The sequence below is a fragment of the Burkholderia sp. KCJ3K979 genome (assembly GCF_016759955.1).
Classification (GTDB): Bacteria; Pseudomonadota; Gammaproteobacteria; order Burkholderiales; family Burkholderiaceae; genus Burkholderia; species Burkholderia orbicola.
In genome coordinates, this window is the sequence record NZ_JACFYV010000093.1 from 1 (window position 1) to 23437 (window position 23437).

Genomic DNA, 23437 nt, shown 5'->3' on the forward strand with positions numbered 1-23437 from the left:
CTTCGACAGCGGCCGGTGCGGCATGCTGCTCGACGACGGCTTCGACGGCGACCGCGCTGGCCACGGCCGCGACGACTGCCGGTGCGGCCGTATGGGCCGGTTCGGCTGCGACCGGTGCGGCCGGCGTCACGGCTTGCGCCGCGATTTCACCTTCGGCTTCGACGCCTTGCTCCGCCTGGTCGACTGCGCCGTCTTCCTCGCGCTCGCGACGACCGCCGCGGCGGCCGCGACGGCGACGGCGACGTTCTTCGCCGTCACGTGCGCCGGCTTCCGCATCGGCTGCCAGCTCCGCGCCGGGCAGGGCTTCTGCAACAGCCTTGTCGGTTTCCGGTTCCGGATGGTTTTCACCGCGGGTGACGGTCTCGAGCGTGGCCGCATGCTGGGTCGGCTTGCGGCGTTCGCCGCGCTCGCGACGCTCGCCGCGTTCCTGGCGCTCGCCGCGGCCGGCTGCGTCGCCGCCTTCCGGCTGTTCGGCACGCTCGCGCGGCTCGCGCGGCTCGCGATTTTCGCGCGGTTCGCGCGGCTCACGGCCTTCACGCGGCTCGCGACCTTCGCGCGGGCCACGGCCCTCGCGACCTTCACGGTTCTCGCGGTTTTCGCGGCCCTCGCGACCTTCACGCAGCTCACGGCCCTCGCGCGGCTCACGGCCTTCACGCGGCTCACGGCCTTCACGCGGTTCGCGCACTTCCTTGCCTTCGCGTTCCTGGCGTTGCGGCTGGCCACGGCCTGCGGCTGCCTGGTCGCGGCCGCCTTGCCCCTGCTGGGCGCCGCCGCGACGGTTGCGGTTGCGATCGCCGCCGCGTTGCTCGGTCTTTTCGGTGCGTTCGCGAGCCGGACGGGCTGCCTGCTCCTTCGCCGGTGCCGGAGCAACCGGTGCGGGCGCCGGTGCCGGCGACACGCCGAACAGGCCCTTCAGCCAGCCGATGAAACCGCCGCTTGCCGCTGCGACGGGCGCAGGGGCGGGGGCGGCAACGGGCTCGACCGGACGCTGCGGCGCCGCGCTCGGTGCCGGACGCTCGGGCGTGATGCCCTTGACCGCGGCTTCCTGCTTCGGCTTCACTTCGGCGGCACGCTTGCTGTAGCCGGTTTCCGACTCGAGCTCGCGGGCTGCTTCCTCGGCCATCTTCCAGGACGCGCGCGGATCGTCGAGGCGCGCGTCGTCGTGACGCAGGCGCTCGAGCTTGTAGTGCGGCGTATCGAGGTGCTTGTTCGGGATCAGCACGATGCCGACCTTGAAGCGCGACTCGATCTTGTTGATTTCCTGACGCTTTTCGTTCAGCAGGAAGGCGGTCACCTCGACCGGCACCTGGCAGTGGATCGCCGCGGTGTTTTCCTTCATCGCTTCTTCCTGAATGATCCGCAGGACCTGCAGCGCGGACGATTCGGTATCGCGGATGTGGCCGGTGCCGTTGCAGCGCGGGCACGTCACGTGGCTGCCTTCCGACAGCGCCGGACGCAGGCGCTGGCGCGACAGCTCCATCAGGCCGAAGCGGGAGATCTTGCCCATCTGCACGCGCGCACGGTCGTGCTTGAGCGCGTCCTTCAGGCGTTGCTCGACTTCACGCTGGCTCTTCGCCGATTCCATGTCGATGAAATCGATCACGATCAGGCCGCCGAGGTCGCGCAGGCGCAGCTGGCGGGCGACTTCGTCCGCCGCTTCGAGGTTCGTGCGGGTGGCCGTTTCCTCGATGTCCGCGCCCTTGGTCGCGCGTGCCGAGTTCACGTCGATCGCGACGAGCGCTTCGGTGTGGTCGATCACGATCGCGCCGCCGGACGGCAGCGGGACCGTACGCGAGTACGCGGTTTCGATCTGGTGCTCGATCTGGAAGCGGGAGAACAGCGGCACGTCGTCGTGATAGCGCTTCACCTTCGCGACGTTGTCCGGCATCACGATGTCCATGAACGCGCGGGCCTGATCGTGGATTTCGTTCGTGTCGATCAGAATTTCGCCGATATCCGGCTGGAAATAGTCCCGGATCGCGCGGATCACGAGGCTCGATTCCAGATAGATCAGCATCGGCTGGCCGGAGTTGCCGCTTTGCGAGGCGGCCTCGATCGCGCGCCACAGTTGCAGCAGGTAGTTCAGGTCCCACTGCAGTTCCTCGGCGCTGCGGCCGATGCCCGCGGTACGGGCGATCATGCTCATGCCGTCCGGAATCTGCAGTTGCGCCATCGTTTCGCGCAGTTCCTGGCGCTCGTCGCCTTCGATCCGGCGCGACACGCCGCCGCCGCGCGGGTTGTTCGGCATCAGCACGAGGTAGCGGCCGGCGAGCGAGATGAAGGTGGTGAGGGCGGCGCCTTTGTTGCCACGCTCTTCCTTCTCGACCTGGACGATCAGCTCCTGGCCTTCGCGCAGGGCATCCTGGATGCGCGCGGAGCGCATGTCGATGCCTTCCTTGAAGTACTGGCGGGCGACTTCCTTGAACGGCAGGAAGCCGTGGCGGTCTTCGCCGTAGTTGACGAAGCACGCTTCGAGCGACGGCTCGATACGGGTGATGACACCTTTGTAGATATTGCCTTTGCGCTGTTCGCGCCCGGCGGTTTCGATGTCGATGTCGATGAGCTTTTGCCCATCGACGATGGCGACGCGCAGCTCCTCCTGCTGCGTCGCATTGAACAGCATGCGTTTCATGAACGACTCCAGGCGGCTCCGCTGCCGGCGCCTCGCGGTTGTCAGGCGCGAGGGCGGGAACGACGGCAGGCCGCACCTTGTTGTGTTGTCACGAGCACGCTGGAGCGGGAATGCTGGCGGGGAGAATTGCCTGAAGAGGCGCTTGGGCCCGAAAGACGGGGCCGGCGGCCATAGGGCACCTGCGAATACGGCTTCAAAGCACGGCGTTCACACACCGCACGCTGCAAAAGCGCGCTAAGCCTGTCCGGGCATTGCCACGGGCGCGCGCAATGCGTCGCGCGCGCCGACGGGCGGCAGATGCTGCGGCTTGGGCCGCAGCGGGGAGTATCGAATCCAGCCCGACTTTCCCGCTTGGGGTGTACTTCCCTGGTTTGACGTCGCCAAGCCCCGCACGCTTCGCGGGGCCAAATCGGGCGCAACGCCGTAATTTTCGCAACCGGCAGCCTGCGGACGCACTTCGCGCCGTCGGGCTGCCGATCAAATTCTTTTCAACCAACTTTCCGTTACCGCGGCGCCTTGCCGACCGAATCCGCCTGTGGGCGCGATCCTTGCCGACGGGCGGCGCCGTGCGTGCAACTTGCTGCTTCTCTTTGATTAGGGGTGAGCAGCGGACCCCCGGCGCAAGTAAAATAGCAGTTTGCGCTTGCGCCTTGCCCGATTCAGCCGGGGCCGGCCGAACAGGCCACCCACAACGTCAGGCTGGGCAAAATTATATTCAGTATGAATGAGTTAGGCAAAATATCCCAGAATTCGGTCGCAAGCGGCCAGGTATCGATGATCGAGATCGACGAAAACTCGGCCGGTCAGCGCATCGACAATTTCCTGTTGCGCGTCTGTAAAGGCGTGCCGAAAAGCCATATTTACCGGATCCTGCGCAGCGGCGAAGTGCGAGTCAACAAGGGTCGGATCGACGCGCAGTACCGCCTCGAACTGGGCGACCTCGTCCGCGTGCCGCCGGTGCGCGTGGCGGCGGCCGACCTCGCGCGTGCCGACACGTCGGTCGTGCCGCCCGCGAATTTCGACGTGCTGTACGAGGACGATGCGATGCTCGTCATCGACAAGCCGGCCGGGGTCGCAGTCCATGGCGGCAGCGGCGTCGCGTTCGGCGTGATCGAGCAGATGCGGCAGGCGCGCCCGCGCGCGAAATTCCTCGAACTGGTGCACCGGCTCGACCGCGAGACGTCCGGGATCCTGATGCTCGCGAAGAAGCGCACGGCACTCGTGGGACTGCACGAGCAGATCCGCGAGAACCGGATGGACAAGCGCTACTTCGCGTGCGCGCACGGCGAATGGCAGCCCGACTGGGGCCGGCGCCGCGCGGTGAAGGCGCCGCTGTTCAAGTATTCGACCCCGGAAGGGGAGCGCCGGGTGCGCGTGCAGGACGACGGGCTGGCGTCGCATACGGTGTTCAATCTCGTCGATCGGTGGCCCGACTATGTGCTCGTCGAAGCGGAACTCAAAACGGGTCGGACCCATCAGATCCGGGTGCACCTCGCGCATCTCGGCCTGCCGATCGCCGGCGACGCCAAGTACGGCGATTTCGCACTGAACAAGGCGCTGGCGCGCGCGAACGCGCAGCCGTCGCTCAAACGGATGTTCCTGCATGCGCACCGCCTCAAGCTCGCGCATCCGCTGACCGGCGAGGCGCTGCAGTTCGATGCGCCGCTGCCGGCCGAATGCCGGCGCTTCCTCGATCAACTCAGCGCATTGCGCGATACCGCCTGAACCGCATGGCTCGACAGCAATTTGACCTGATCGTCTTCGACTGGGACGGCACGCTGATGGATTCGACTGCGCACATCGCGCACAGCATCCAGGCGGCATGCCGCGATCTCGGCCTGCCCACGCCGTCCGACGAGGCGTCCCGTTACGTGATCGGCCTCGGCCTGCGCGATGCGCTGCAGATCACGGCGCCGACCCTCGATCCGTCCGACTACGCGCGGCTGGCCGAGCGCTACCGCTATCACTATCTGCTCGACGACCAGCGCATCGAGCTGTTCGCCGGTGTGCGCGAGCTGCTCGCCGAGCTGCGCGACACGGGCTACCTGCTCGCCGTCGCGACCGGCAAGGGGCGGGTCGGGCTGAACCGCGTGCTCGACCAGTCGAAGCTGACGAGCTGGTTCGACGCGACGCGCTGCGCGGACGAGACGTTCTCGAAGCCGCATCCGGCGATGCTGCACGAGTTGTCGCGGGAATTGGGGCAGGATCTGGCGCGCACCGTGATGATCGGCGACACCACGCACGACCTGCAGATGGCCGCCAGCGCCGGCGCAGCCGGCGTCGGCGTCGCGTACGGCGCGCATACGGCCGATGCGCTGGCGGCGCTCACGCCGCGCTTCGTCGCGCCGGACGTCGGCGCGCTGGCCGCCTGGCTGCGGGAGCACGCGTGAGCGCGGCGCCGGACGCCGTGCGCGTGTGTGCATCGGCCGCACTGACCGACGGCGGTGCCGGCGTGCGGGTCGACGCGACGCTGCGCGGCGAGCAGGCCGTCGTGTTCTTCGTGCGCTACGACGGCCGCGCTTACGGCTACCTGAACCGCTGCGCGCATGTACCGATGGAGCTCGACTGGGCCGAAGGGCAGTTCTTCGAGTCGTCGGGCCTTTATCTGATGTGCGCGACGCACGGCGCGATCTACGCGCCGGATACCGGCAAGTGCGTCGGCGGCCCGTGCCGCGGCGGCCGCCTGCGGCCGGTCGAGGTCGACGAGCGCGACACGCCCGACGGCCGTGCGGTATTCTGGGTACCCGATGCCGATCTGCATCCTGCCACTCCCGCCACGACCGACTGACGACATCACTGCATGGCCGACCAACCGAATTCCCCGGATTCCTCCTCCCGTCCCGACAGCCGTGAACCGAGCTGGGAGCGCGCGGCGCTCGAGCGGATCGCGCTCGCGGCCGTCAAGGAGCAGCGTGCCGCACGGCGCTGGAAGATCTTCTTCCGCTTCGCGTTTCTCGGCGTGTTCGTGCTGCTCGCGTTCGCGCTGATCGATTTCTCCAGCGATTCGAAGTTCTCGTCGAGCGGGCGGCATACGGCGCTCGTGACGATCGACGGCGAGATCGCGGCCGGCGTCAACGCGAACGCGGACGACATCAACACGGCGCTCGATGCCGCGTTCGACGACGACGGCACGGTCGGCGTGGTGCTGCGGATCAACAGCCCGGGCGGCAGCCCCGTGCAGGCCGGCATGGTCTACGACGAGATCCGGCGGTTGCGCGGCAAGTATCCGGACAAGCCGCTGTACGTCGTCGTGACCGACATGTGTGCGTCGGGCGGCTATTACATCGCGTCCGCGGCCGACAAGATCTTCGTCGACAAGGCGAGCATCGTCGGGTCGATCGGCGTGCTGATGGACGGATTCGGCTTCACCGGGCTGATGGGCAAGCTCGGGGTCGAGCGGCGCCTGCATACGTCGGGCGAAAACAAGGGTTTCTACGATCCGTTCTCGCCGGAAACGCCGAAGATGGACGCGCACGCGCAGGCGCTGCTCGACCAGGTGCATGCGCAGTTCATCAAGGCCGTGAAGGATGGTCGTGGCAAGCGGCTGCACGAGACGCCCGACATGTTCTCGGGCCTGTTCTGGACCGGCGAGAAGAGCGTCGAGCTCGGGCTCGCCGACGGCTACGGCACGACCGACACGGTCGCGCGCGACGTGCTGAAGGCGCCGGATCTGGTCGACTATACGGTGAAGGAAAGCCTGACGAATCGCGTCGCGCGCAAGTTCGGCGCGGCCGTCGGGGGCGCCGCGATGAAGGCGCTGACGGCCGGCGGCGCGCCGGTCAGCCTGCGCTGACGGCTGACGGCTGACGGCTGACGGCCGGCGACCGGCGACCGGCGACCGGCGACCGGCGACCGGCGACCGGCGACCGGCGACAATCGGCGGGCCGTGATGGCCCGCCTTTCAGTTAACTGATCGCCGTTCTCGGCATCAGTTCGCGAGCAGCAGGAAGATCGCGGGGCGCTTGTGCAGATTCGGTGCAGGCGCCTTTTTCCAGTCCGCCACAGTGCGGCTCGCGATCGTCTCGGTCGCGAGGGTCAGATCGGCCGCGACGCAGATTTGCGTCGACGGCGCGCAGGTCGCGACCAGCGTGTCGAGCATTGCGTGATTCCGGTACGGCGTTTCGATGAAGATCTGCGTCTGGCGCGCCTTGCGCGACAGTTGCTCAAGTTCGCGCAGGCGTTTCGCGCGCGCGGCCGCATCGACCGGCAGATAGCCGTTGAACGCGAAGCTCTGGCCGTTCAGGCCCGACGCCATCAGCGCGAGCAGGATCGAACTCGGCCCGACGAGCGGCACGACCTTCACGCCACGCTCGTGCGCGCGGCGTACCAGCAGCGCGCCAGGATCGGCGACGGCCGGGCAGCCGGCCTCCGACACGAGGCCGGCGTCCGCGCCGGCCAGCACGGGCGCGAGCAGCCGGTCGATGGCGCCGGCCGGCGTATTGACGTTCAGCTCGCTGATCTCGATTTCCTGGATCGGGCGCGTCGTGCCGATCTTCTTCAGAAACGCGCGCGTCGTTTTCGCATTCTCGCCGATGTAGTAGCCGAGCGTGCCGGCGCGCGCCTGCACGGCGGCGGGCAGCACGGCGGCGAGCATCGATTCGTCGCCTTCGCCGAGCGTGTTCGGGACGAGATAAAGCGTGCCGGCGGTCATGCGCGGTCTCCACGGGTGGTTGCAAACAGCGGGTAGTCGGTGGTGCGCAGCATCCGCGTGAGGGCGATCAGCGGCAGGCCGACGAGCGCGGTCGGGTCGTCCGAGTCGATTGCATCGAGCAGGGCGATGCCAAGTCCTTCGGACTTCGCGCTGCCGGCCACGTCGTACGGCGTTTCCGCGCGCAGGTACGCGTCGAGTTCGGCCTCGGGCAGCGAGCGGAAGCGCACGTGCGTGACGATGTCTTCGACCTGCGCGTCGTCCGTCCGGCTGTCGTACAGGCAGAGCGCGCTGTGGAATTCGACTTCGCGGCCCTGCATCGACACGAGTTGCGCGAGCGCGCGCTCGTGCGTGCCGGGCTTGCCGATCTGGTGGCCGTCGAAGGTCGCAACCTGGTCCGACCCGATCACGAGCACGCCGTCCGGCGCGTCGATCGTCGCGGCCACGGCGCGCGCCTTCGCGCCGGCGAGGCGCAGTGCGGTCGCGGCCGGCGTTTCGCCGGCCAGCGGGGTTTCGTCGAGATCGGGTGACACGACGTCGAACGGTATGCCGAGGCGCTCGAGGAGCGCCCGGCGGTAACGGGAACTGGAGGCAAGAATCAGCCGCGGCGGGCGGCAAACGGTATCCGGCATGGTCGGTTGGATCGGTGAGTCGTCAGGTGGGGCGCGGCGTTGCGCGGACGCAAGCTTAAGTGATTGACCGCAAAAGGTAAAACAGGTATGCTTTCCCGCTTTTCGTCGGCAGGCATCCGTTGTGGTGGCGCCTGCCGGGTCTTCGGAAGTAAAGTACGTCATCCTCGATGAGCCGTACGCGAGCGGTGCCAAGCCGGATCCCGCAAGTCAGCCTGTAGGCAGGAGCGCACATGAACACTTCTTCTGGCAAACCTGCGGCGGCGCTCGATCCGCACGCGGTCGACCTGTTCGAGTTCGCCCGCAGCGGGCGGCAGGCAGCTGGCGCGGTACACCTCTCGCAACTGCCGCGCATGTTAAACGAAGTGCCGACGGACGCGCCAGATCGCGACACGGTCTTCACGTGGCAGGCGGAAGGGTTCACGCAGAAGGAGTTGCAGGACGACGGCGCCGACGGGCAGCAGCCGTATCTGCGCCTCGCGGTGCATGGCCACGCGTGGCTCACGTGCCAGCGCTGCATGACGCCGTACGACCAGACGTTCGACGTGGACATGACGTACCGCGTCGTCGCGACCGAAGAAGAAGCTGAAGAATTTCCGCTCGACGACGATGAAGCCGATGTGATCGTGGGCTCACGCCAGTTCGATCTCGTCGACTTGATCGAAGAGGAATTGCTGCTTTCGTTGCCGCTCGTGCCCAAGCACGAGGTTTGCCCGGCAGTTCACGAAAGCCTCGTGTCGGGTGCGAGCGGTCCCGCGGAAGAGGAGGACGAAGAGTCCGACGAAGCCGGGGACGAAGGCAAACGGCCGAATCCGTTCGCAGCGCTGCAAGCGTTGAAGAAGGACGGTGACGGCACCAAGAAACACTAAGCAGTTGTGGCGCGGGAAGGCGTAAGGGCTTTGGGCCAGGGTAGTTAAGCGCCGGATCGGGCTGTGTTAGAATCCGGAAAATTATTTAGGAGTTAGTCATGGCAGTCCAGCAAAACAAGAAGTCGCCGTCGAAGCGCGGCATGCATCGTTCGCACGATTTCCTGACGGCAGCGCCGCTGGCAGTCGAGCCGAGCACGGGTGAAGTGCACCTGCGTCACCACGTCAGCCCGAACGGCTACTATCGCGGCAAGAAAGTCGTCAAGACGAAGAACGACTAAGCGTCAAGTCACGCGTTGCGCGCTACGCTCGCCGTTCGCGTGACAACTGGTTCGCTTGACACTTTCCTGGCTCAACAAAAAGGCGGCATTCAACTGCCGCTTTTTTGTGCCTGAAATTCGTCGCATTCCATGACCGTAAAGCTCACAATCGATTGCATGGGAGGCGACCACGGCCCGTCCGTGACCGTTCCCGCGGCAGTCAAGTTCGTCCGCGCGCATCCCGATGCGCACCTGATGCTCGTCGGCATCGAAAGCGCGATTCGCGCTCAGCTGAAGAAGCTGAAAGCCCTCGACGATCCCGCGTTGACCATCGTGCCCGCCACCGAAGTCGTGGCGATGGACGATCCTGTCGAAGTGGCGCTGCGCAAGAAGAAGGATTCTTCGATGCGCGTCGCGCTCAACCACGTCAAGGAGGGCGCGGCGCAGGCCTGCATCTCCGCCGGCAATACCGGCGCGCTGATGGCGGTTTCCCGTTACGTACTCAAGACGCTGCCCGGCATCGAGCGGCCCGCGATCGCGTTCGCGCTGCCGAACCCGACCGGCTACACGATGATGCTGGACCTCGGCGCGAACGTCGACTGCGAGCCGCAGCACCTGCTGCAGTTCGCGGAGATGGGGCACGCGCTCGTGGCCGCGCTCGAAGGCAAGGAGCGCCCGACGATCGGCCTGCTGAACATCGGCGAAGAGGTCATCAAGGGCAACGAGACGATCAAGCGCGCAGGCGAGCTGCTGCGCGCCAGCACGCTCAATTTCCGCGGCAACGTGGAAGGCAACGACATCTACAAGGGCACCGTCGATGTGATCGTGTGCGATGGCTTCGTCGGCAACGTCGCGCTGAAGACGTCGGAAGGGCTCGCGCAGATGCTGTCGGACATCATCCGCGAGGAGTTCGGCCGCTCGCTGATGTCGAAGCTGATGGCGCTGCTCGCGCTGCCCGTGCTGATGCGTTTCAAGAAGCGCGTCGACCACCGCCAGTACAACGGCGCGGCGCTGCTGGGGCTGAAGAGCCTCGTGATCAAGAGCCACGGGTCGGCCGACGCCTACGCGTTTGAGTGGGCGATCAAACGCGGGTATGATGCCGTCAAAAACGGGGTGCTGGAGCGCCTCGCGCGCGCGATGGCGGATAATTCAGTGTCGCTCGGCGACGGCGAACACGACGCGGGCGGCGCGGGCCAGGCAAGCCCGGCCGCAGGCCATCACGCCGAACCTTCCGCTGCGCAATCCTCTAAAGCATAAATGGCCCAATCGACTCTCTACTCCCGCGTGCTCGGCACGGGCAGCTACCTGCCGCCCGACCGCGTCACGAACCAGCAGCTGACCGATCGTCTTGCGAAGGAAGGCATCGAGACGAGCGATGAATGGATCGTGGCGCGCACGGGCATCCATGCGCGCCATTTCGCCGCACCGGACGTCACGACGAGCGATCTCGCGCTCGAGGCGTCGCGTCGTGCGATCGAAGCGGCCGGTGTCGATCCGCAGTCGATCGACCTGATCATCGTCGCGACTTCGACACCCGATTTCGTGTTTCCGAGCACCGCGTGCCTGCTGCAGAACAAGCTCGGCATCAAGAACGGCGGCGCGGCATTCGACGTGCAGGCCGTGTGTTCGGGCTTCGCATACGCGATGGCGACGGCCGACAGCTTCATCCGCAGCGGCCAGCACCGCACCGCGCTGATCGTCGGCGCGGAGACGTTCTCGCGCATTCTCGACTTCAAGGACCGCACGACCTGCGTGCTGTTCGGCGACGGCGCGGGCGCGGTGATCCTGTCCGCGTCGGAAGAGCCGGGCGTGCTCGGCAGCGCGCTGCACGCGGACGGCAGCTACTCGAACATCCTGTGCACGCCGGGCAACGTCAATCGCGGCGTGATCGACGGCAGCGCGTTCCTGCACATGGACGGGCAGGCCGTGTTCAAGCTCGCGGTCAACGTGCTCGAAAAGGTCGCGATCGAGGCGCTCGCGAAGGCGAATCTCGCGCCCGAGCAAATCGACTGGCTGATTCCGCACCAGGCCAACATCCGCATCATGACCAGCACCTGCCGCAAGCTCGGCCTGCCGCAGGAGCGCATGGTCGTGACGGTCGACCAGCACGGCAACACGTCGGCCGCGTCGATCCCGCTGGCGCTCGACGCCGCGGTGCGCGACGGCCGTATCCAGCGCGGCCAGCACGTGCTGATCGAAGGCGTCGGCGGCGGCTTCACCTGGGGCGCGTCGGTCTTCCGCTTCTGATCCGCGGCGCGCATTGCCGCGCGCGGGTCCCATCGGCGCGCCGTTCGTGCGTGCCGTCCGAATCGATTCAATTGGGGACGATATGAAATTTGCATTCGTTTTTCCGGGGCAGGGTTCGCAGGCGATCGGGATGCTCGACGCATTCGCCGATCTGGCCGTCGTGCGCGAGACGCTCCAGGAAGCATCCGATGCACTCAATCAGGATCTCGGCAAGCTGATCGCCGAAGGCCCGGCCGAAGAGCTGAACCTGACCACCAACACGCAGCCCGTGATGCTGGCTGCGGCGTACGCGTGCTACCGCGCGTGGCAGCAGGCAGGCGGCCCGGCGCCGTCGATCGTCGCCGGCCACAGCCTCGGTGAATACACGGCGCTCGTCGCGGCCGGCGCGCTCGCGTTCAAGGACGCGGTGCCGCTCGTGCGCTTCCGCGCGCAGGCCATGCAGACGGCCGTGCCGGTGGGCCAGGGCGGCATGGCCGCGATCCTGGGCCTCGACGACGAAACGGTACGCGCGGTATGCGCCGAAGCCGCGGAAGCAGGCGTCGTCGAAGCGGTGAACTTCAATGCGCCCGCGCAGGTCGTGATCGCAGGCAGCAAGGCTGCGGTCGAAAAGGCATGCGAAATCGCGAAGGCGAAGGGCGCGAAGCGCGCGCTGCCGCTGCCGGTGTCGGCGCCGTTCCATTCGTCGCTGCTCAAGCCGGCGTCGGATCAGTTGCGCGACTATCTCGCGAACGTCGACGTGAAGGCGCCGCAGATTCCGGTCGTCAACAACATCGACGTCGCCGTGGTCAGCGATCCGGCCGCGATCAAGGATGCGCTGGTGCGCCAGGCCGCGGGCCCGGTGCGCTGGGTCGAGTGCGTGCGGCACATCGCCGGCACGGGCGTCACGCACGTGATCGAATGCGGTCCGGGCAAGGTGCTCGCCGGCCTGACGAAGCGCATCGACGGCAATCTGGTCGGCGCCTCGGTGTTCGATCCGGCTTCGCTCGACGAAGCGCTCAAGCTCGCGACCGCCTGACGCGGCGCCTTTTCCCAAGCAACGGATATTCGATTCATGGACAAGACTCTCGATAAACAGGTTGCGATCGTGACCGGCGCGTCGCGCGGCATCGGCCGTTCGATCGCCCTCGAACTCGCGCGCCTGGGCGCGACGGTGATCGGCACGGCGACGAGCGAATCGGGCGCCGCCGCGATCACCGCGGCGTTCGCGGAAGCGGGCGTCACGGGCCGCGGCGCGGTGCTGAACGTCAACGACGCGGCCGCCGCCGAGGCGCTGATCGATGCGACCGTGAAAGAATTCGGCGCGCTGAACGTGCTCGTCAACAACGCGGGCATCACGCAGGACCAGCTCGCGATGCGGATGAAGGACGAGGACTGGGACGCGGTGATCGACACCAACCTGAAGTCGGTGTTCCGTCTGTCGCGCGCGGTGCTGCGCCCGATGATGAAGGCGCGCGGCGGCCGTATCATCAACATCACGTCGGTGGTCGGCTCGGCCGGCAATCCGGGTCAGGTCAACTACGCGGCCGCGAAGGCCGGCGTCGCGGGCATGACGCGTGCGCTCGCGCGTGAAATCGGCAGCCGCGGCATCACGGTGAACTGCGTGGCGCCGGGCTTCATCGATACCGACATGACGAAGACGCTGCCGGAAGAACAGCAGGCCGCGCTCAAGACCCAGATTCCGCTCGGCCGCCTCGGAAGCCCGGAGGACATCGCCCATGCCGTCGCGTTCCTCGCATCGCCGCAGGCCGGTTACATCACCGGCACGACGCTGCACGTGAACGGCGGCATGTACATGTCGTAACGGTTTTCGTTTACCATCCGCGCCGTATCCCGTTTTTCAGGCGGACCGGCGCTTGATCGACCATCAAGCCAACGCGCGTTTTGGCGTCAGCAAACCTGATAAAATGCGCGCACTTGTAAATCTGAACTTTCCCTCGGAGGGGTAATGGACAACATCGAACAACGTGTCAAGAAGATCGTCGCTGAGCAACTGGGCGTCGCGGAAGCCGAGATCAAGAACGAGGCTTCGTTCGTGAACGACCTGGGCGCGGACTCGCTCGACACGGTCGAACTGGTGATGGCTCTGGAAGACGAGTTCGGCATGGAAATCCCGGACGAAGAAGCAGAGAAGATCACGACCGTTCAGCAAGCGATCGACTACGCTCGCGCAAACGTCAAGGCGTAAGCGCCTTTCGCGCTTGTCCGCCACGTCGCCGCGATCTTCGCGATTGACGCGCCATCCTGCCGGCTTCGCGCCGGACGGACTAACAGCCACAGGGCTCGCAGGGCTGGTTCCTGTGGCCACTGTGGCTTTTGTTTTTGTCATCCAATAATGGAAAAGAGGTTACCGTGAGCCGCCGTCGTGTTGTCGTTACAGGCCTGGGGCTGATTTCGCCTGTTGGCAATAGTGTTGCCGACGGCTGGGCCAATCTCGTCGCCGGCAAGTCCGGTATCGCCACCGTCACGAAGTTCGATGCGTCGAACCTCGCGTGCCATTTCGCGGGCGAAGTGAAGGGTTTCAGCGCCGAGGAGTACATCCCGGCGAAGGAAGCCCGGAACATGGATACGTTCATCCATTACGGCATCGCCGCCGGCGTCCAGGCCATCCGGGACAGCGGGCTGGAAGTGACCGAAGCCAACGCGGAACGCATCGGCGTGCTGGTCGGTTCCGGCATCGGCGGCCTGCCGATGATCGAAGATACGCACCAGACCTACGTCGATCGCGGCGCGCGCCGGATCTCGCCGTTCTTCGTGCCGGGTTCGATCATCAACATGATCTCGGGTCACCTGAGCATCATGTTCGGCCTGAAGGGCCCCAACCTCGCGGCCGTCACGGCCTGCACGACCGGCCTGCACAGCATCGGCCTCGCCGCGCGGCTGATCCAGGCCGGCGACGCCGACGTGATGGTCGCGGGCGGTGCCGAATCGACGGTGTCGCCGCTCGGCATCGGCGGGTTCGCCGCCGCGCGCGCGCTGTCGACCCGCAACGACGATCCGGCTACCGCGTCGCGTCCGTGGGACAAGGACCGCGACGGCTTCGTGCTGGGCGAGGGTTCCGGCGTGATGGTGCTCGAGGAGTACGAGGCCGCGAAGGCGCGCGGCGCGAAGATCTACGCGGAAGTCGTGGGTTTCGGCATGACGGGCGACGCGTACCACATGACCGCGCCGAACATGGACGGCCCGCGCCGCTGCATGGTCGCGGCGCTGCGCGACGCCGGCCTGAATGCCGACGAGGTGCAGTACCTGAACGCGCATGGCACGTCGACGCCGCTGGGCGACAAGAACGAGTCCGATGCGGTGAAGGCGGCCTTCGGCGAGCACGCGTACAAGATGGTGGTCAACTCGACGAAGTCGATGACGGGCCACCTGCTGGGTGGCGCGGGCGGCCTCGAATCGGTGTTCACGGTGCTGGCGCTGCACAACAACGTGTCGCCGCCGACCATCAACATCTTCAACCAGGACCCCGAGTGCGATCTCGATTACTGCGCGAACACCGCGCGTGACATGAAGATCGACGTAGCCGTGAAGAACAATTTCGGCTTCGGCGGCACCAACGGCACGCTGGTGTTCAAGCGCGTCTGACGTCGAATCACTTGACGAGTCCATTCGATGCTCCGGCCGGGCGTCCGCAGCGCTTTGCGTTGCGGGCCTCGGCCGTGTCGTATCTCGTGCTGGCCGCGTTCGTCGCGTCGGCTGCCGCCTCGGCGTACCTGTTCTGGGCGCCGCGCGCGGGCGCTGCCGCCGGCGCAGGCGTGTCGGCCGCGACGGCGGCACTGCTGGCCGTATGGGCGGCGCGCGCTTGCGCCCGCCGGCTGCCGGCCGAGTTGCGGATCGATGCCTTCGGGGAGATTGCGGCGTTTGGCCGCACCGGGCGGTTGCTGGCCCGTGGCCGTGTGACGGGCCATGCGCACTGGAGCAGCCTGCTGCTGGTGCTGTCGGTCGGGCAGGGTGCCCGGCGGACCCGGCCGCTGCTGATTCCGGCCGACGCGCTCGACGCCGCGTCGTTCAGCGCGCTGTCGGTACTGGCGAGAACGGCCGAGGCGGCGGGGCGGGCATGACGGCGGTGCGGTTACCGACCGTAACCAGCGGCCGGCGCCGGAACGCTACAATAACGCTCCGCGTTGCATCCCTAGTTAACGGATTTGTCAGGTGAGTGAAAAAGAAATCGATCAGGCTCTGGTCGAGCGCGTACAGAAGGGCGACAAGGCGGCGTTCGAACTCCTGGTCTCCAAATACCACCGCAAGATCATTCGGCTGATCTCGCGCCTCGTGCGGGATCCCGCCGAGGTCGAGGATGTGGCCCAGGACGCGTTCATCAAGGCGTATCGTGCGCTGCCGCAATTCCGCGGCGAATCGGCGTTCTATACGTGGTTGTACCGAATTGCCGTCAACACGGCGAAGAACTACCTTGCGACGCAAGGCCGCCGGGCGCCGACCTCGACCGAGGCCGATGCGGAGGAAGCGGAAACTTTCTCGGACGCAGACCAACTAAGGGATATCAACACGCCTGAGTCGATGTTGATGAGCAAGCAGATTGCCGAGACGGTCAACGCTGCAATGGCTCTGCTGCCCGAGGAACTGCGCCAGGCAATCACGCTGCGCGAGATCGAGGGCCTGAGCTACGAAGAGATCGCGGAAATGATGGGCTGTCCGATCGGGACGGTCCGGTCGCGGATCTTCCGCGCGCGCGAAGCAATCGCTGCCAAATTGCGTCCGCTGCTCGATACGCCCGAAGGCAAGCGCTGGTAAGCGCGACGGGCGGAACGACGCGGGTCGGGGTCTAGTTACGGATAGAGTCGTGAAGTCACGACGGGGTGTGCAAGATGGGGAGCATCATGGGGTCGGTCAATACGCAATCGCAAGCGTGCTCGCGCGGCGAGCGCCTTTCCGCGCTGGTCGACGGCGAAATGTTCGATGGCCCGGATCACGGGCAGTTTCTGGCTGAGCTCGACCGCGCGGATCGCGCCGTGTGGGCCCATTACCACCTGATCGGCGATGCGCTGCGCTCGGACGAGCTCGCGCTGTCGCCCGCGCTGAGTGTCGCGTTCACCGCGCGCATGTCGGCTGCGCTCGAAAGCGAGCCGCACCTGCTGGCACCGGCGGCCGCGCCGGTCGCGCGCAAGCTGCTGTCGCTGCGCCGCCGTGTCGTGCCGGCATTCGCGGTGGCCGCCGCGGCCGCCACGCTGACGTGGATCGTCGTCCCGCAGATGCAGACGGCCGGTGCGCCGGGCGCCGTCCAGGTTGCATCGGTGGGCGCGCCGCAGAACGGCAACCTGCAGCGCGTGACGGTTGCGCAGGCATCGGCCCAGCCGGGTCTGCAGGACGTCAACATCATTCGCGACGCCAGCCTCGACCAATACCTTGAAGCGCACCAGCAATTCGCCCAGCAGCCCGTCGTCACGGGTTCGATGCCGCTGATCCGCGCTGCCGTGACCACCACGCCAGGCCAATAAACCCGATGCGGACATTGCAGTTGAATCACGCCATCTCCGGATGGAAGCGGCTGCCGGCCCTCCTGCTTTGCGCAGCCGCCCTGTTGTCCGTTCAATCCCTTCCCGCCAGCGCCCAGCAACCGGACGATCCCGTCGCGACCCGCAAGGGTGCCGCCGACTGGCTCGACCGCGTCCAGCAGGCGGCGCAACAGCAGAGCTACGAAGGTACGTTCGTCTACCAGCGCGGCGGGTATGTGCAGTCGTCACGCATCGCGCACGTCTCGTCCCGCGACGGCGAGTTCGAGCGGATCGAGACGCTCGACGGCAAGCCGCGCAAGCTGCTGCGGCACAACGACGAGCTGTACACGTTCGTGCCCGAGCGCAAGCTGTGCGTGGTCGAGCGCCGCCAGACGCGCGACTCGTTCCCCGCGCTGCTCGGCGCGAGCGGCGAGCACGTGATGTCCGTCTACGATGCGAAGTCGCTCGGCAAGGACCGCGTGGCCGGGATCGACGCGCAGGTCGTCGAGCTCGTGCCGAAGGATGCCTACCGTTTCACGTACAAGCTGTGGGCCGACGCGCGCACCGGGCTGCTGCTGCGTTCGCAGACGCTCGACGCGAACGATCACGTGCTCGAACAGATCGCGTTCTCGCAATTGCAAACCGGCGGCGCGAGCGGCGACAAGGCCGCGATTGCAGCCGGCATGCGCAACCTGAGCGGCTGGACGGTCGTGCGCCCGCCGGTCGCGGCTGTCGACATGGAAGCGCAGGGCTGGCAGCTCGCGCCGAGCGTCGCCGGCTTCCAGAAGATTCGTGAAGTGCGCCGGCCGATGGCCGCGCGCGATGCGGGCGATCCGCCGATCCCGGTCGATCAGGCCGTCTTCACCGACGGCCTCGCGACGATCTCGGTCTTCATCGAGCCGGCCGAAAAGAATACGCGCAAGGAGGGCGCGGGCAGCACCGGTGCGACGCACGTTCTCGTGAAGCGCCGCGGCGACTACTGGATCACCGTGCTCGGCGAAGTGCCGCCGGCGACGTTGCAGCAGTTCGCGTCTGCCATAGAATACAAGGCTTCCAAGTAACGCTACGGCTTCCGACATGACGAAACTCACGCTGCGCAAAGTGCTCGCGGCGGCGGCGCTGTGTGCCTGCCTGCCGCTCGTCCCGCAAACCGCGGTCGCTGTCACGCCTCCGGCTGCCAGCCTTCCCGATTTCGCCGACCTCGTCGAAAAGGTCGGCCCGGCCGTCGTGAACATCCGGACCACCGCCAACGTGCCGACGAGCGGCCCGCGCGGGATGCTCCCGCCCGGCTTCGACAACGGCGACATGTCGGAATTCTTCCGGCGCTTCTTCGGCATTCCGCTGCCGCAGGCGCCCGGCAACGGCGGCGGCAACGGCAGCAACCCGAAGAATGCGCCGGCGCCGGACAACGGGCCCGACACCGAGCAGAATCGCGGCGTCGGCTCGGGCTTCATCGTGTCGGCCGACGGTTACGTGATGACCAATGCGCACGTCGTCGACGATGCCGACACCATCTACGTGACGCTGACCGACAAGCGCGAATTCAAGGCGAAGCTGATCGGCGTCGACGACCGCACGGACGTCGCGGTCGTCAAGATCCAGGCGTCGAACCTGCCGGTCGTCGCGATCGGCGATTCGAACAAGGTGCGCGTCGGCGAGTGGGTCGTCGCGATCGGTTCGCCGTTCGGCCTCGACAACACGGTCACGGCCGGTATCGTCAGCTCGAAGAGCCGCAATACGGGCGACTACCTGCCGTTCATCCAGACCGACGTCGCCGTGAACCCCGGCAACTCGGGCGGCCCGCTGATCAACATGCAAGGCGAGGTGATCGGCATCAACTCGCAGATCTACAGCCGCACCGGCGGCTTCATGGGCATTTCGTTCGCGATTCCGATCGACGAGGCGATGCGCGTGGCCGACCAGCTGAAGGCAACGGGCAAGGTCACGCGCGGCCGGATCGCGGTGGCGATCGGCGAGGTGACGAAGGACGTGGCCGACTCGATCGGGCTGCCGAAGGCCGAAGGCGCGCTCGTCAGCAGCGTCGAGCCGGGCGGCCCGGCCGACAAGGCCGGCATCCAGCCGGGCGACATTATCCTGAAGTTCAACGGGCGTCCGGTCGATGCGGCGTCGGACCTGCCGCGCATGGTCGGCGACACGAAGCCCGGCACGAAGGCGACGGTCAACGTGTGGCGCAAGGGTCAGGCGCGCGATCTGCCGATCACGATCGCCGAGACGCCGGCCGAATCGACGGCAAAGGCCGAGCAGCGCAAGAACGCGCCGCAGAAGCCGCGCCAGACCAATTCGCTCGGCCTGACGGTCAGCGACCTGACGGCGGAGCAGTTGAAGACGCTGAAGCTGAAGAACGGGGTGCAGATCGACGGCGTCGACGGCCCGGCCGCCCGTGCGGGCCTGCAGCGCGGCGACATCGTGCTGCGTGTCGGCGACACCGACATCACGAGCGCGAAGCAGTTCGCCGACGTGACCGCGCAGCTCGATCCACAGAAGGCGGTCGCGGTGCTCGTGCGGCGTGGCGACAACACGCAGTTCGTGCCCGTGCGGCCGCGCCAGAAGTAACGCGCCGATGTTCACCCTCTACGGCCGCGGCTGGTGCCACCTGTGCGACGACATGCGCGACGCACTGGCGCCGGTGGCGGCCGAATTCGGCGTCGCGGTCGACTATATCGACATCGACACCGATGCGGCGCTCGTCGCGCGTTACGACGAGGACGTACCCGTGCTGCTGCTGGACGGCGCGGAAGTGTGCCGCCACCGCTTCGACGATGCGCGGGTGCGCGACGCGCTGGCGGCCCGGCGCTGAACCTGGCCCGCCGTCGGCCGACGCCGCTTCGCACGGGGCTCGATCCGACGGGAGCCCCGCCGGGCTCCCGCGGGGCGGGCGTCCGAAATCCCGCCCGGCGTAAGCCTTTTCGGCTAAAATAAGCCGTTTTTTCACCGACTTACACAAGGCGTGCTCCGCAGTCGTCGAGCGCGCCTTTTTCGCTTGATCGGCACTGAATGGATCATATTCGCAATTTCTCGATCATCGCGCACATCGACCATGGCAAGTCGACACTCGCGGATCGCATCATCCAGGTATGCGGCGGCCTCGCCGACCGTGAAATGGAAGCGCAGGTGCTCGACTCGATGGATATCGAGCGCGAGCGCGGCATCACGATCAAGGCGCAGACTGCCGCGTTGTCCTATCGCGCACGCGATGGCAAGGTCTACAACCTGAACCTGATCGACACGCCGGGGCACGTCGACTTCTCGTACGAGGTCAGCCGTTCGCTGTCCGCGTGCGAAGGCGCGCTGCTGGTCGTCGACGCGAGCCAGGGCGTCGAGGCGCAGACGGTCGCGAACTGCTACACGGCGATCGAGCTCGGCGTCGAGGTCGTGCCGGTGCTGAACAAGATCGACCTGCCGGCCGCGAACCCCGAGAACGCGATCGAGGAGATCGAGGACGTGATCGGCATCGATGCGACCGACGCGACGCGCTGCAGCGCGAAGACGGGCCTCGGCGTGGAAGACGTGCTCGAGTCGCTGATCGCGAAGGTGCCGCCGCCGAAGGGCGATCCGGCCGCGCCGCTGCAGGCGCTGATCATCGATTCGTGGTTCGACAACTACGTCGGCGTCGTGATGCTCGTGCGCATCGTCAACGGCACGCTGCGTCCGAAGGACAAGATCAAGATGATGGCGACCGGCGCGCAGTATCCGGTCGAGCACGTCGGCGTGTTCACGCCGAAGTCGCGCAATCTCGACTCGCTGTCGGCCGGGCAGGTGGGCTTCATCATCGCCGGCATCAAGGAGCTGACGGCCGCGAAGGTCGGCGATACCGTCACGCACGCGGCCAAGGCCGCTGCCGAGCCGCTGCCGGGCTTCAAGGAAGTGAAGCCGCAGGTGTTCGCGGGGCTGTATCCGGTCGAGGCGAACCAGTACGACGCGCTGCGCGAATCGCTCGAGAAGCTGAAGCTGAACGACGCATCGCTGCAGTACGAGCCGGAAGTGTCGCAGGCGCTCGGCTTCGGTTTCCGCTGCGGCTTCCTCGGGCTGCTGCACATGGAAATCGTGCAGGAGCGGCTCGAGCGCGAATTCGACATGGATCTCATCACGACCGCGCCGACGGTCGTCTACGAGGTCGTGCAGAGCGACGGCTCGACGATCATGGTCGAGAACCCGGCGAAGATGCCGGAGCCCGGCCGCATCGCCGAAGTCCGCGAGCCGATCGTCACCGTGAATCTCTACATGCCGCAGGATTACGTCGGCTCGGTGATCACGCTGTGCGAGCAGAAGCGCGGCTCGCAGATCAACATGCAGTATCACGGTCGCCAGGTGCAGCTCACGTACGAGATCCCGATGGCGGAAATCGTGCTCGACTTCTTCGATCGCCTGAAGTCGGTGTCGCGCGGCTATGCGTCGATGGACTACGAGTTCAAGGAATACCGTTCGTCGGACGTCGTGAAGGTCGACATGCTGATCAACGGCGACAAGGTCGACGCGCTGTCGATCATCGTGCACCGGTCGCAGTCGCAATACCGCGGCCGCGAAGTCGCCGCGAAGATGCGCGAGATCATTCCGCGCCAGATGTACGACGTGGCGATCCAGGCCGCGATCGGCGCGCACATCGTTGCGCGCGAGAACATCAAGGCGCTGCGCAAGAACGTGCTCGCGAAGTGCTACGGCGGCGACATCACGCGGAAGAAGAAACTGCTCGAGAAGCAGAAAGAAGGTAAGAAACGGATGAAGCAGGTGGGTTCGGTCGAGATCCCGCAGGAGGCGTTCCTCGCGATCTTGCGCGTCGAAGACAAATAACAGGACTGATCCTTTTATGAATTTTGCGCTGATTCTTTTTGTGCTCGTCGTCGTGACGGGCGTAGCGTGGGTGTTGGACAAACTGGTGTTCCTGCCGCGGCGTCGCAAGGCGGCCGACTCGGCGATCGAGGAGTTCGATCGCCAGCAGTCGCGCATCGACAAGCGTTTCGCGGACGAAAACGCGGTGCAGACGCGTTCGAAGCTGCGTGACGAAAAGCTGCGCCAGCCGTGGTGGCTCGAGTACACGGCGAGCTTCTTTCCGGTGATTCTGGCCGTGTTCGTCGTGCGTTCGTTCGTCGTCGAGCCGTTCAAGATCCCGTCGGGCTCGATGGTGCCGACGCTGCTCGTCGGCGACTTCATCCTCGTCAACAAGTTCGAGTACGGGCTGCGCCTGCCGGTCACCAACACGAAGATCACGCAGGGCAGCCCGCTGTCGCGCGGTGACGTCGTCGTGTTCCGCTATCCGAAGGACGAGTCGGTCGACTACATCAAGCGCGTGATCGGCCTGCCCGGCGACACGGTCGCGTATCAGGACAAGCAGCTCACGATCAACGGCCAGCCGGTGCCCGAAACGCCGCTGCCCGATTTCTTCGACGACGAGCGCCAGAATTACGCGAAGCAGTTCGAGGAAACGATCGGCAACAAGAAGAACGCGATCCTCAACAACCCGGCCGTGCCGCCGTTCGTGATGGGCGCATACGACTATCCGTATCGCGACAACTGCACGTACAACAGCCGCGGCGTGATCTGCAAGGTGCCGCCCGGTCATTACTTCATGATGGGCGACAACCGCGACAACAGCGCGGACAGCCGCTACTGGGGTTTCGTGCCCGACCAGAACATCGTCGGCCGCGCGTTCTTCATCTGGATGAACTTCAGCGACCTGAAGCGCATCGGCTCCTTCAACTGACCGCATTCGATTCACACGCAGTACGCGACGCACGGGCCGCGTCGCGTATTGCCGAACTACTTTAAGAACCGGCGGTAACACCGCCTCGTCACGCCTTTTCGCCTCCGGCCGTGCCGTTTCGGCCCGACCGGGCGCCCGCGTTATACTCCTGCACATGCCCTCATCCCAGTTGGAAAGCCGGCTGCGCTACGAATTTCGCAATGCGGAATTGTTGCGCCAGGCTTTGACCCATCGCAGTCACAGTGCCACGCACAATGAACGGCTCGAGTTTCTCGGCGATTCCGTTCTGAATTGCGCGGTGGCGGCCCTTTTGTTCCAGCGTTTCGGCAAGCTGGACGAAGGTGACCTGTCGCGCGTACGCGCCAATCTCGTCAAGCAGCAGTCGCTGTACGAAATTGCTCAGGCCCTGAATATCTCGGACGGCCTGCGGCTGGGCGAGGGCGAACTGCGCAGCGGCGGGTTCCGCCGCCCGTCGATCCTCGCGGACGCGTTCGAAGCCATCATCGGGGCCGTGTTCCTCGATGGGGGCTTCGAAGCCGCCCAAGGGGTCATCAAGCGCCTCTATATCCCGATTCTCGACCACATCGATCCGCGTACGCTCGGCAAGGACGCGAAGACGCTGCTGCAGGAATATCTGCAGGGGCACAAGATCGCGCTGCCGACCTATACGGTCGTCGCGACGCATGGTGCAGCGCACAATCAGCAGTTCGAGGTCGAGTGCACGGTGCCGAAGCTGGACGTGAAGGTATCGGGCTCCGGCGCGAGCCGGCGCGCGGCCGAGCAGGCTGCCGCGAAGAAGGCGCTCGACGAAGTGATGGCGGCCGCGCCGATGCTGGCCGCGAAGCCGAAGCGCTCGAAAAACGCGCGCGGGTCCAAGCATGTCGAACCCGAGATCGTGCCGGGCGTGAAGGGTGTGCAGGAAGCGCTCGACCTGCGCTCGCCCGAGCGGAAGGAACGTGCGGCGGCGCGCGAGGCGAGAGCGGCGG

24 protein-coding genes are annotated in these 23437 nt (G+C 66.3%); 21 read left to right on the forward strand and 3 right to left on the reverse strand.

What is annotated here, in order from left to right:
• Positions 1-2632 (reverse strand): Rne/Rng family ribonuclease (locus H3O04_RS19940; RefSeq protein ID WP_202588311.1); only part of this gene is annotated, 2632 nt, incomplete at its 3' end.
• A gap of 720 nt (positions 2633-3352) precedes the next feature.
• On the opposite strand from H3O04_RS19940, the gene H3O04_RS19945 reads away from it, so the two are divergent.
• Genes H3O04_RS19945 through H3O04_RS19960 form a run of 4 tightly spaced genes read left to right on the forward strand, consistent with a single transcriptional unit; the run spans position 3353 to position 6425 of the window.
• Positions 3353-4357 (forward strand): RluA family pseudouridine synthase, encoded by a 1005-nt coding sequence (locus H3O04_RS19945; RefSeq protein ID WP_202588312.1) that lies wholly within the window; start codon positions 3353-3355, stop codon positions 4355-4357.
• Between the two features lie 5 nt (positions 4358-4362).
• Positions 4363-5022: an HAD-IA family hydrolase gene (locus H3O04_RS19950; RefSeq protein ID WP_023475864.1), complete on the forward strand. Its 660-nt coding sequence runs from the start codon at positions 4363-4365 to the stop codon at positions 5020-5022.
• Entirely contained in the window at positions 5019-5420 is a 402-nt protein-coding gene (locus H3O04_RS19955; RefSeq protein WP_011544931.1) for a Rieske (2Fe-2S) protein, read from the forward strand. The genes H3O04_RS19950 and H3O04_RS19955 overlap by 4 nt, the downstream gene beginning before the upstream one ends.
• 12 nt (positions 5421-5432) lie before the next feature.
• Entirely contained in the window at positions 5433-6425 is a 993-nt protein-coding gene (locus H3O04_RS19960; protein WP_023475865.1) for a S49 family peptidase, read from the forward strand.
• A gap of 135 nt (positions 6426-6560) precedes the next feature.
• Here H3O04_RS19960 and H3O04_RS19965 read toward each other — a convergent pair whose 3' ends face one another.
• Entirely contained in the window at positions 6561-7283 is a 723-nt protein-coding gene (locus H3O04_RS19965) for an SAM-dependent methyltransferase (protein WP_011544932.1), read from the reverse strand.
• On the reverse strand, positions 7280-7912 hold the full coding sequence (locus tag H3O04_RS19970; protein WP_124477098.1) for a Maf-like protein: 633 nt from the start codon (positions 7910-7912) through the stop codon (positions 7280-7282). The genes H3O04_RS19965 and H3O04_RS19970 overlap by 4 nt, the downstream gene beginning before the upstream one ends.
• Positions 7913-8142: 230 nt before the next feature.
• Here H3O04_RS19970 and H3O04_RS19975 point away from each other — a divergent pair, with 230 nt between their 5' ends.
• The 17 genes from H3O04_RS19975 to rnc form a co-directional block, all read left to right on the forward strand.
• The gene (locus H3O04_RS19975; RefSeq protein WP_027805411.1) at positions 8143-8778 is read left to right on the forward strand and encodes a YceD family protein; all 636 of its coding nucleotides are present in this window, start codon (positions 8143-8145) and stop codon (positions 8776-8778) included.
• A gap of 98 nt (positions 8779-8876) precedes the next feature.
• Entirely contained in the window at positions 8877-9056 is a 180-nt protein-coding gene (gene rpmF, locus H3O04_RS19980) for a 50S ribosomal protein L32 (protein ID WP_006051932.1), read from the forward strand.
• Positions 9057-9185: 129 nt separating this feature from the next.
• The gene (gene plsX, locus H3O04_RS19985) at positions 9186-10292 is read left to right on the forward strand and encodes a phosphate acyltransferase PlsX (protein ID WP_006476507.1); all 1107 of its coding nucleotides are present in this window, start codon (positions 9186-9188) and stop codon (positions 10290-10292) included.
• Positions 10293-11282, forward strand: coding sequence for a beta-ketoacyl-ACP synthase III (locus H3O04_RS19990; RefSeq protein WP_006476506.1), 990 nt, complete (start codon positions 10293-10295; stop codon positions 11280-11282). It begins immediately after the preceding gene.
• Positions 11283-11364: 82 nt separating this feature from the next.
• Positions 11365-12297, forward strand: a complete 933-nt coding sequence (gene fabD, locus H3O04_RS19995; RefSeq protein WP_124477046.1) for an ACP S-malonyltransferase — start codon at positions 11365-11367, stop codon at positions 12295-12297.
• A 36-nt stretch (positions 12298-12333) separates the two neighbouring features.
• Complete coding sequence (gene fabG / locus H3O04_RS20000; protein ID WP_006476504.1) at positions 12334-13083, forward strand: 3-oxoacyl-ACP reductase FabG; 750 nt, start codon at positions 12334-12336, stop codon at positions 13081-13083.
• 144 nt (positions 13084-13227) lie between these two features.
• Positions 13228-13467, forward strand: coding sequence for an acyl carrier protein (acpP, locus tag H3O04_RS20005; RefSeq protein WP_004197638.1), 240 nt, complete (start codon positions 13228-13230; stop codon positions 13465-13467).
• Between the two features lie 164 nt (positions 13468-13631).
• Positions 13632-14864 carry a beta-ketoacyl-ACP synthase II gene (fabF, locus tag H3O04_RS20010; protein ID WP_124477047.1) on the forward strand — a complete coding sequence of 411 codons (1233 nt, stop codon included), beginning with the start codon at positions 13632-13634 and terminating at the stop codon, positions 14862-14864.
• A gap of 11 nt (positions 14865-14875) precedes the next feature.
• The gene (locus tag H3O04_RS20015) at positions 14876-15340 is read left to right on the forward strand and encodes a hypothetical protein (protein WP_124477048.1); all 465 of its coding nucleotides are present in this window, start codon (positions 14876-14878) and stop codon (positions 15338-15340) included.
• A gap of 91 nt (positions 15341-15431) precedes the next feature.
• A complete protein-coding gene (gene rpoE, locus H3O04_RS20020) occupies positions 15432-16031 on the forward strand; it encodes an RNA polymerase sigma factor RpoE (protein ID WP_006490873.1) in 600 nt (199 codons plus the stop codon).
• An 86-nt stretch (positions 16032-16117) separates the two neighbouring features.
• Entirely contained in the window at positions 16118-16735 is a 618-nt protein-coding gene (locus H3O04_RS20025; protein ID WP_012328152.1) for a sigma-E factor negative regulatory protein, read from the forward strand.
• A 5-nt stretch (positions 16736-16740) separates the two neighbouring features.
• A complete protein-coding gene (locus tag H3O04_RS20030; protein ID WP_011544940.1) occupies positions 16741-17793 on the forward strand; it encodes a MucB/RseB C-terminal domain-containing protein in 1053 nt (350 codons plus the stop codon).
• Positions 17794-17809: 16 nt separating this feature from the next.
• On the forward strand, positions 17810-19306 hold the full coding sequence (locus H3O04_RS20035; RefSeq protein WP_006476498.1) for a DegQ family serine endoprotease: 1497 nt from the start codon (positions 17810-17812) through the stop codon (positions 19304-19306).
• Positions 19307-19313: 7 nt separating this feature from the next.
• Positions 19314-19550, forward strand: a complete 237-nt coding sequence (locus H3O04_RS20040) for a glutaredoxin family protein (RefSeq protein ID WP_006476497.1) — start codon at positions 19314-19316, stop codon at positions 19548-19550.
• Positions 19551-19747: 197 nt separating this feature from the next.
• Positions 19748-21541: a translation elongation factor 4 gene (lepA, locus tag H3O04_RS20045; protein WP_011544942.1), complete on the forward strand. Its 1794-nt coding sequence runs from the start codon at positions 19748-19750 to the stop codon at positions 21539-21541.
• A gap of 16 nt (positions 21542-21557) precedes the next feature.
• The gene (gene lepB, locus H3O04_RS20050; RefSeq protein ID WP_011544943.1) at positions 21558-22451 is read left to right on the forward strand and encodes a signal peptidase I; all 894 of its coding nucleotides are present in this window, start codon (positions 21558-21560) and stop codon (positions 22449-22451) included.
• Positions 22452-22605: 154 nt separating this feature from the next.
• On the forward strand, positions 22606-23437 hold an 832-nt coding region (gene rnc / locus H3O04_RS20055; RefSeq protein WP_202588313.1), incomplete at its 3' end, for a ribonuclease III.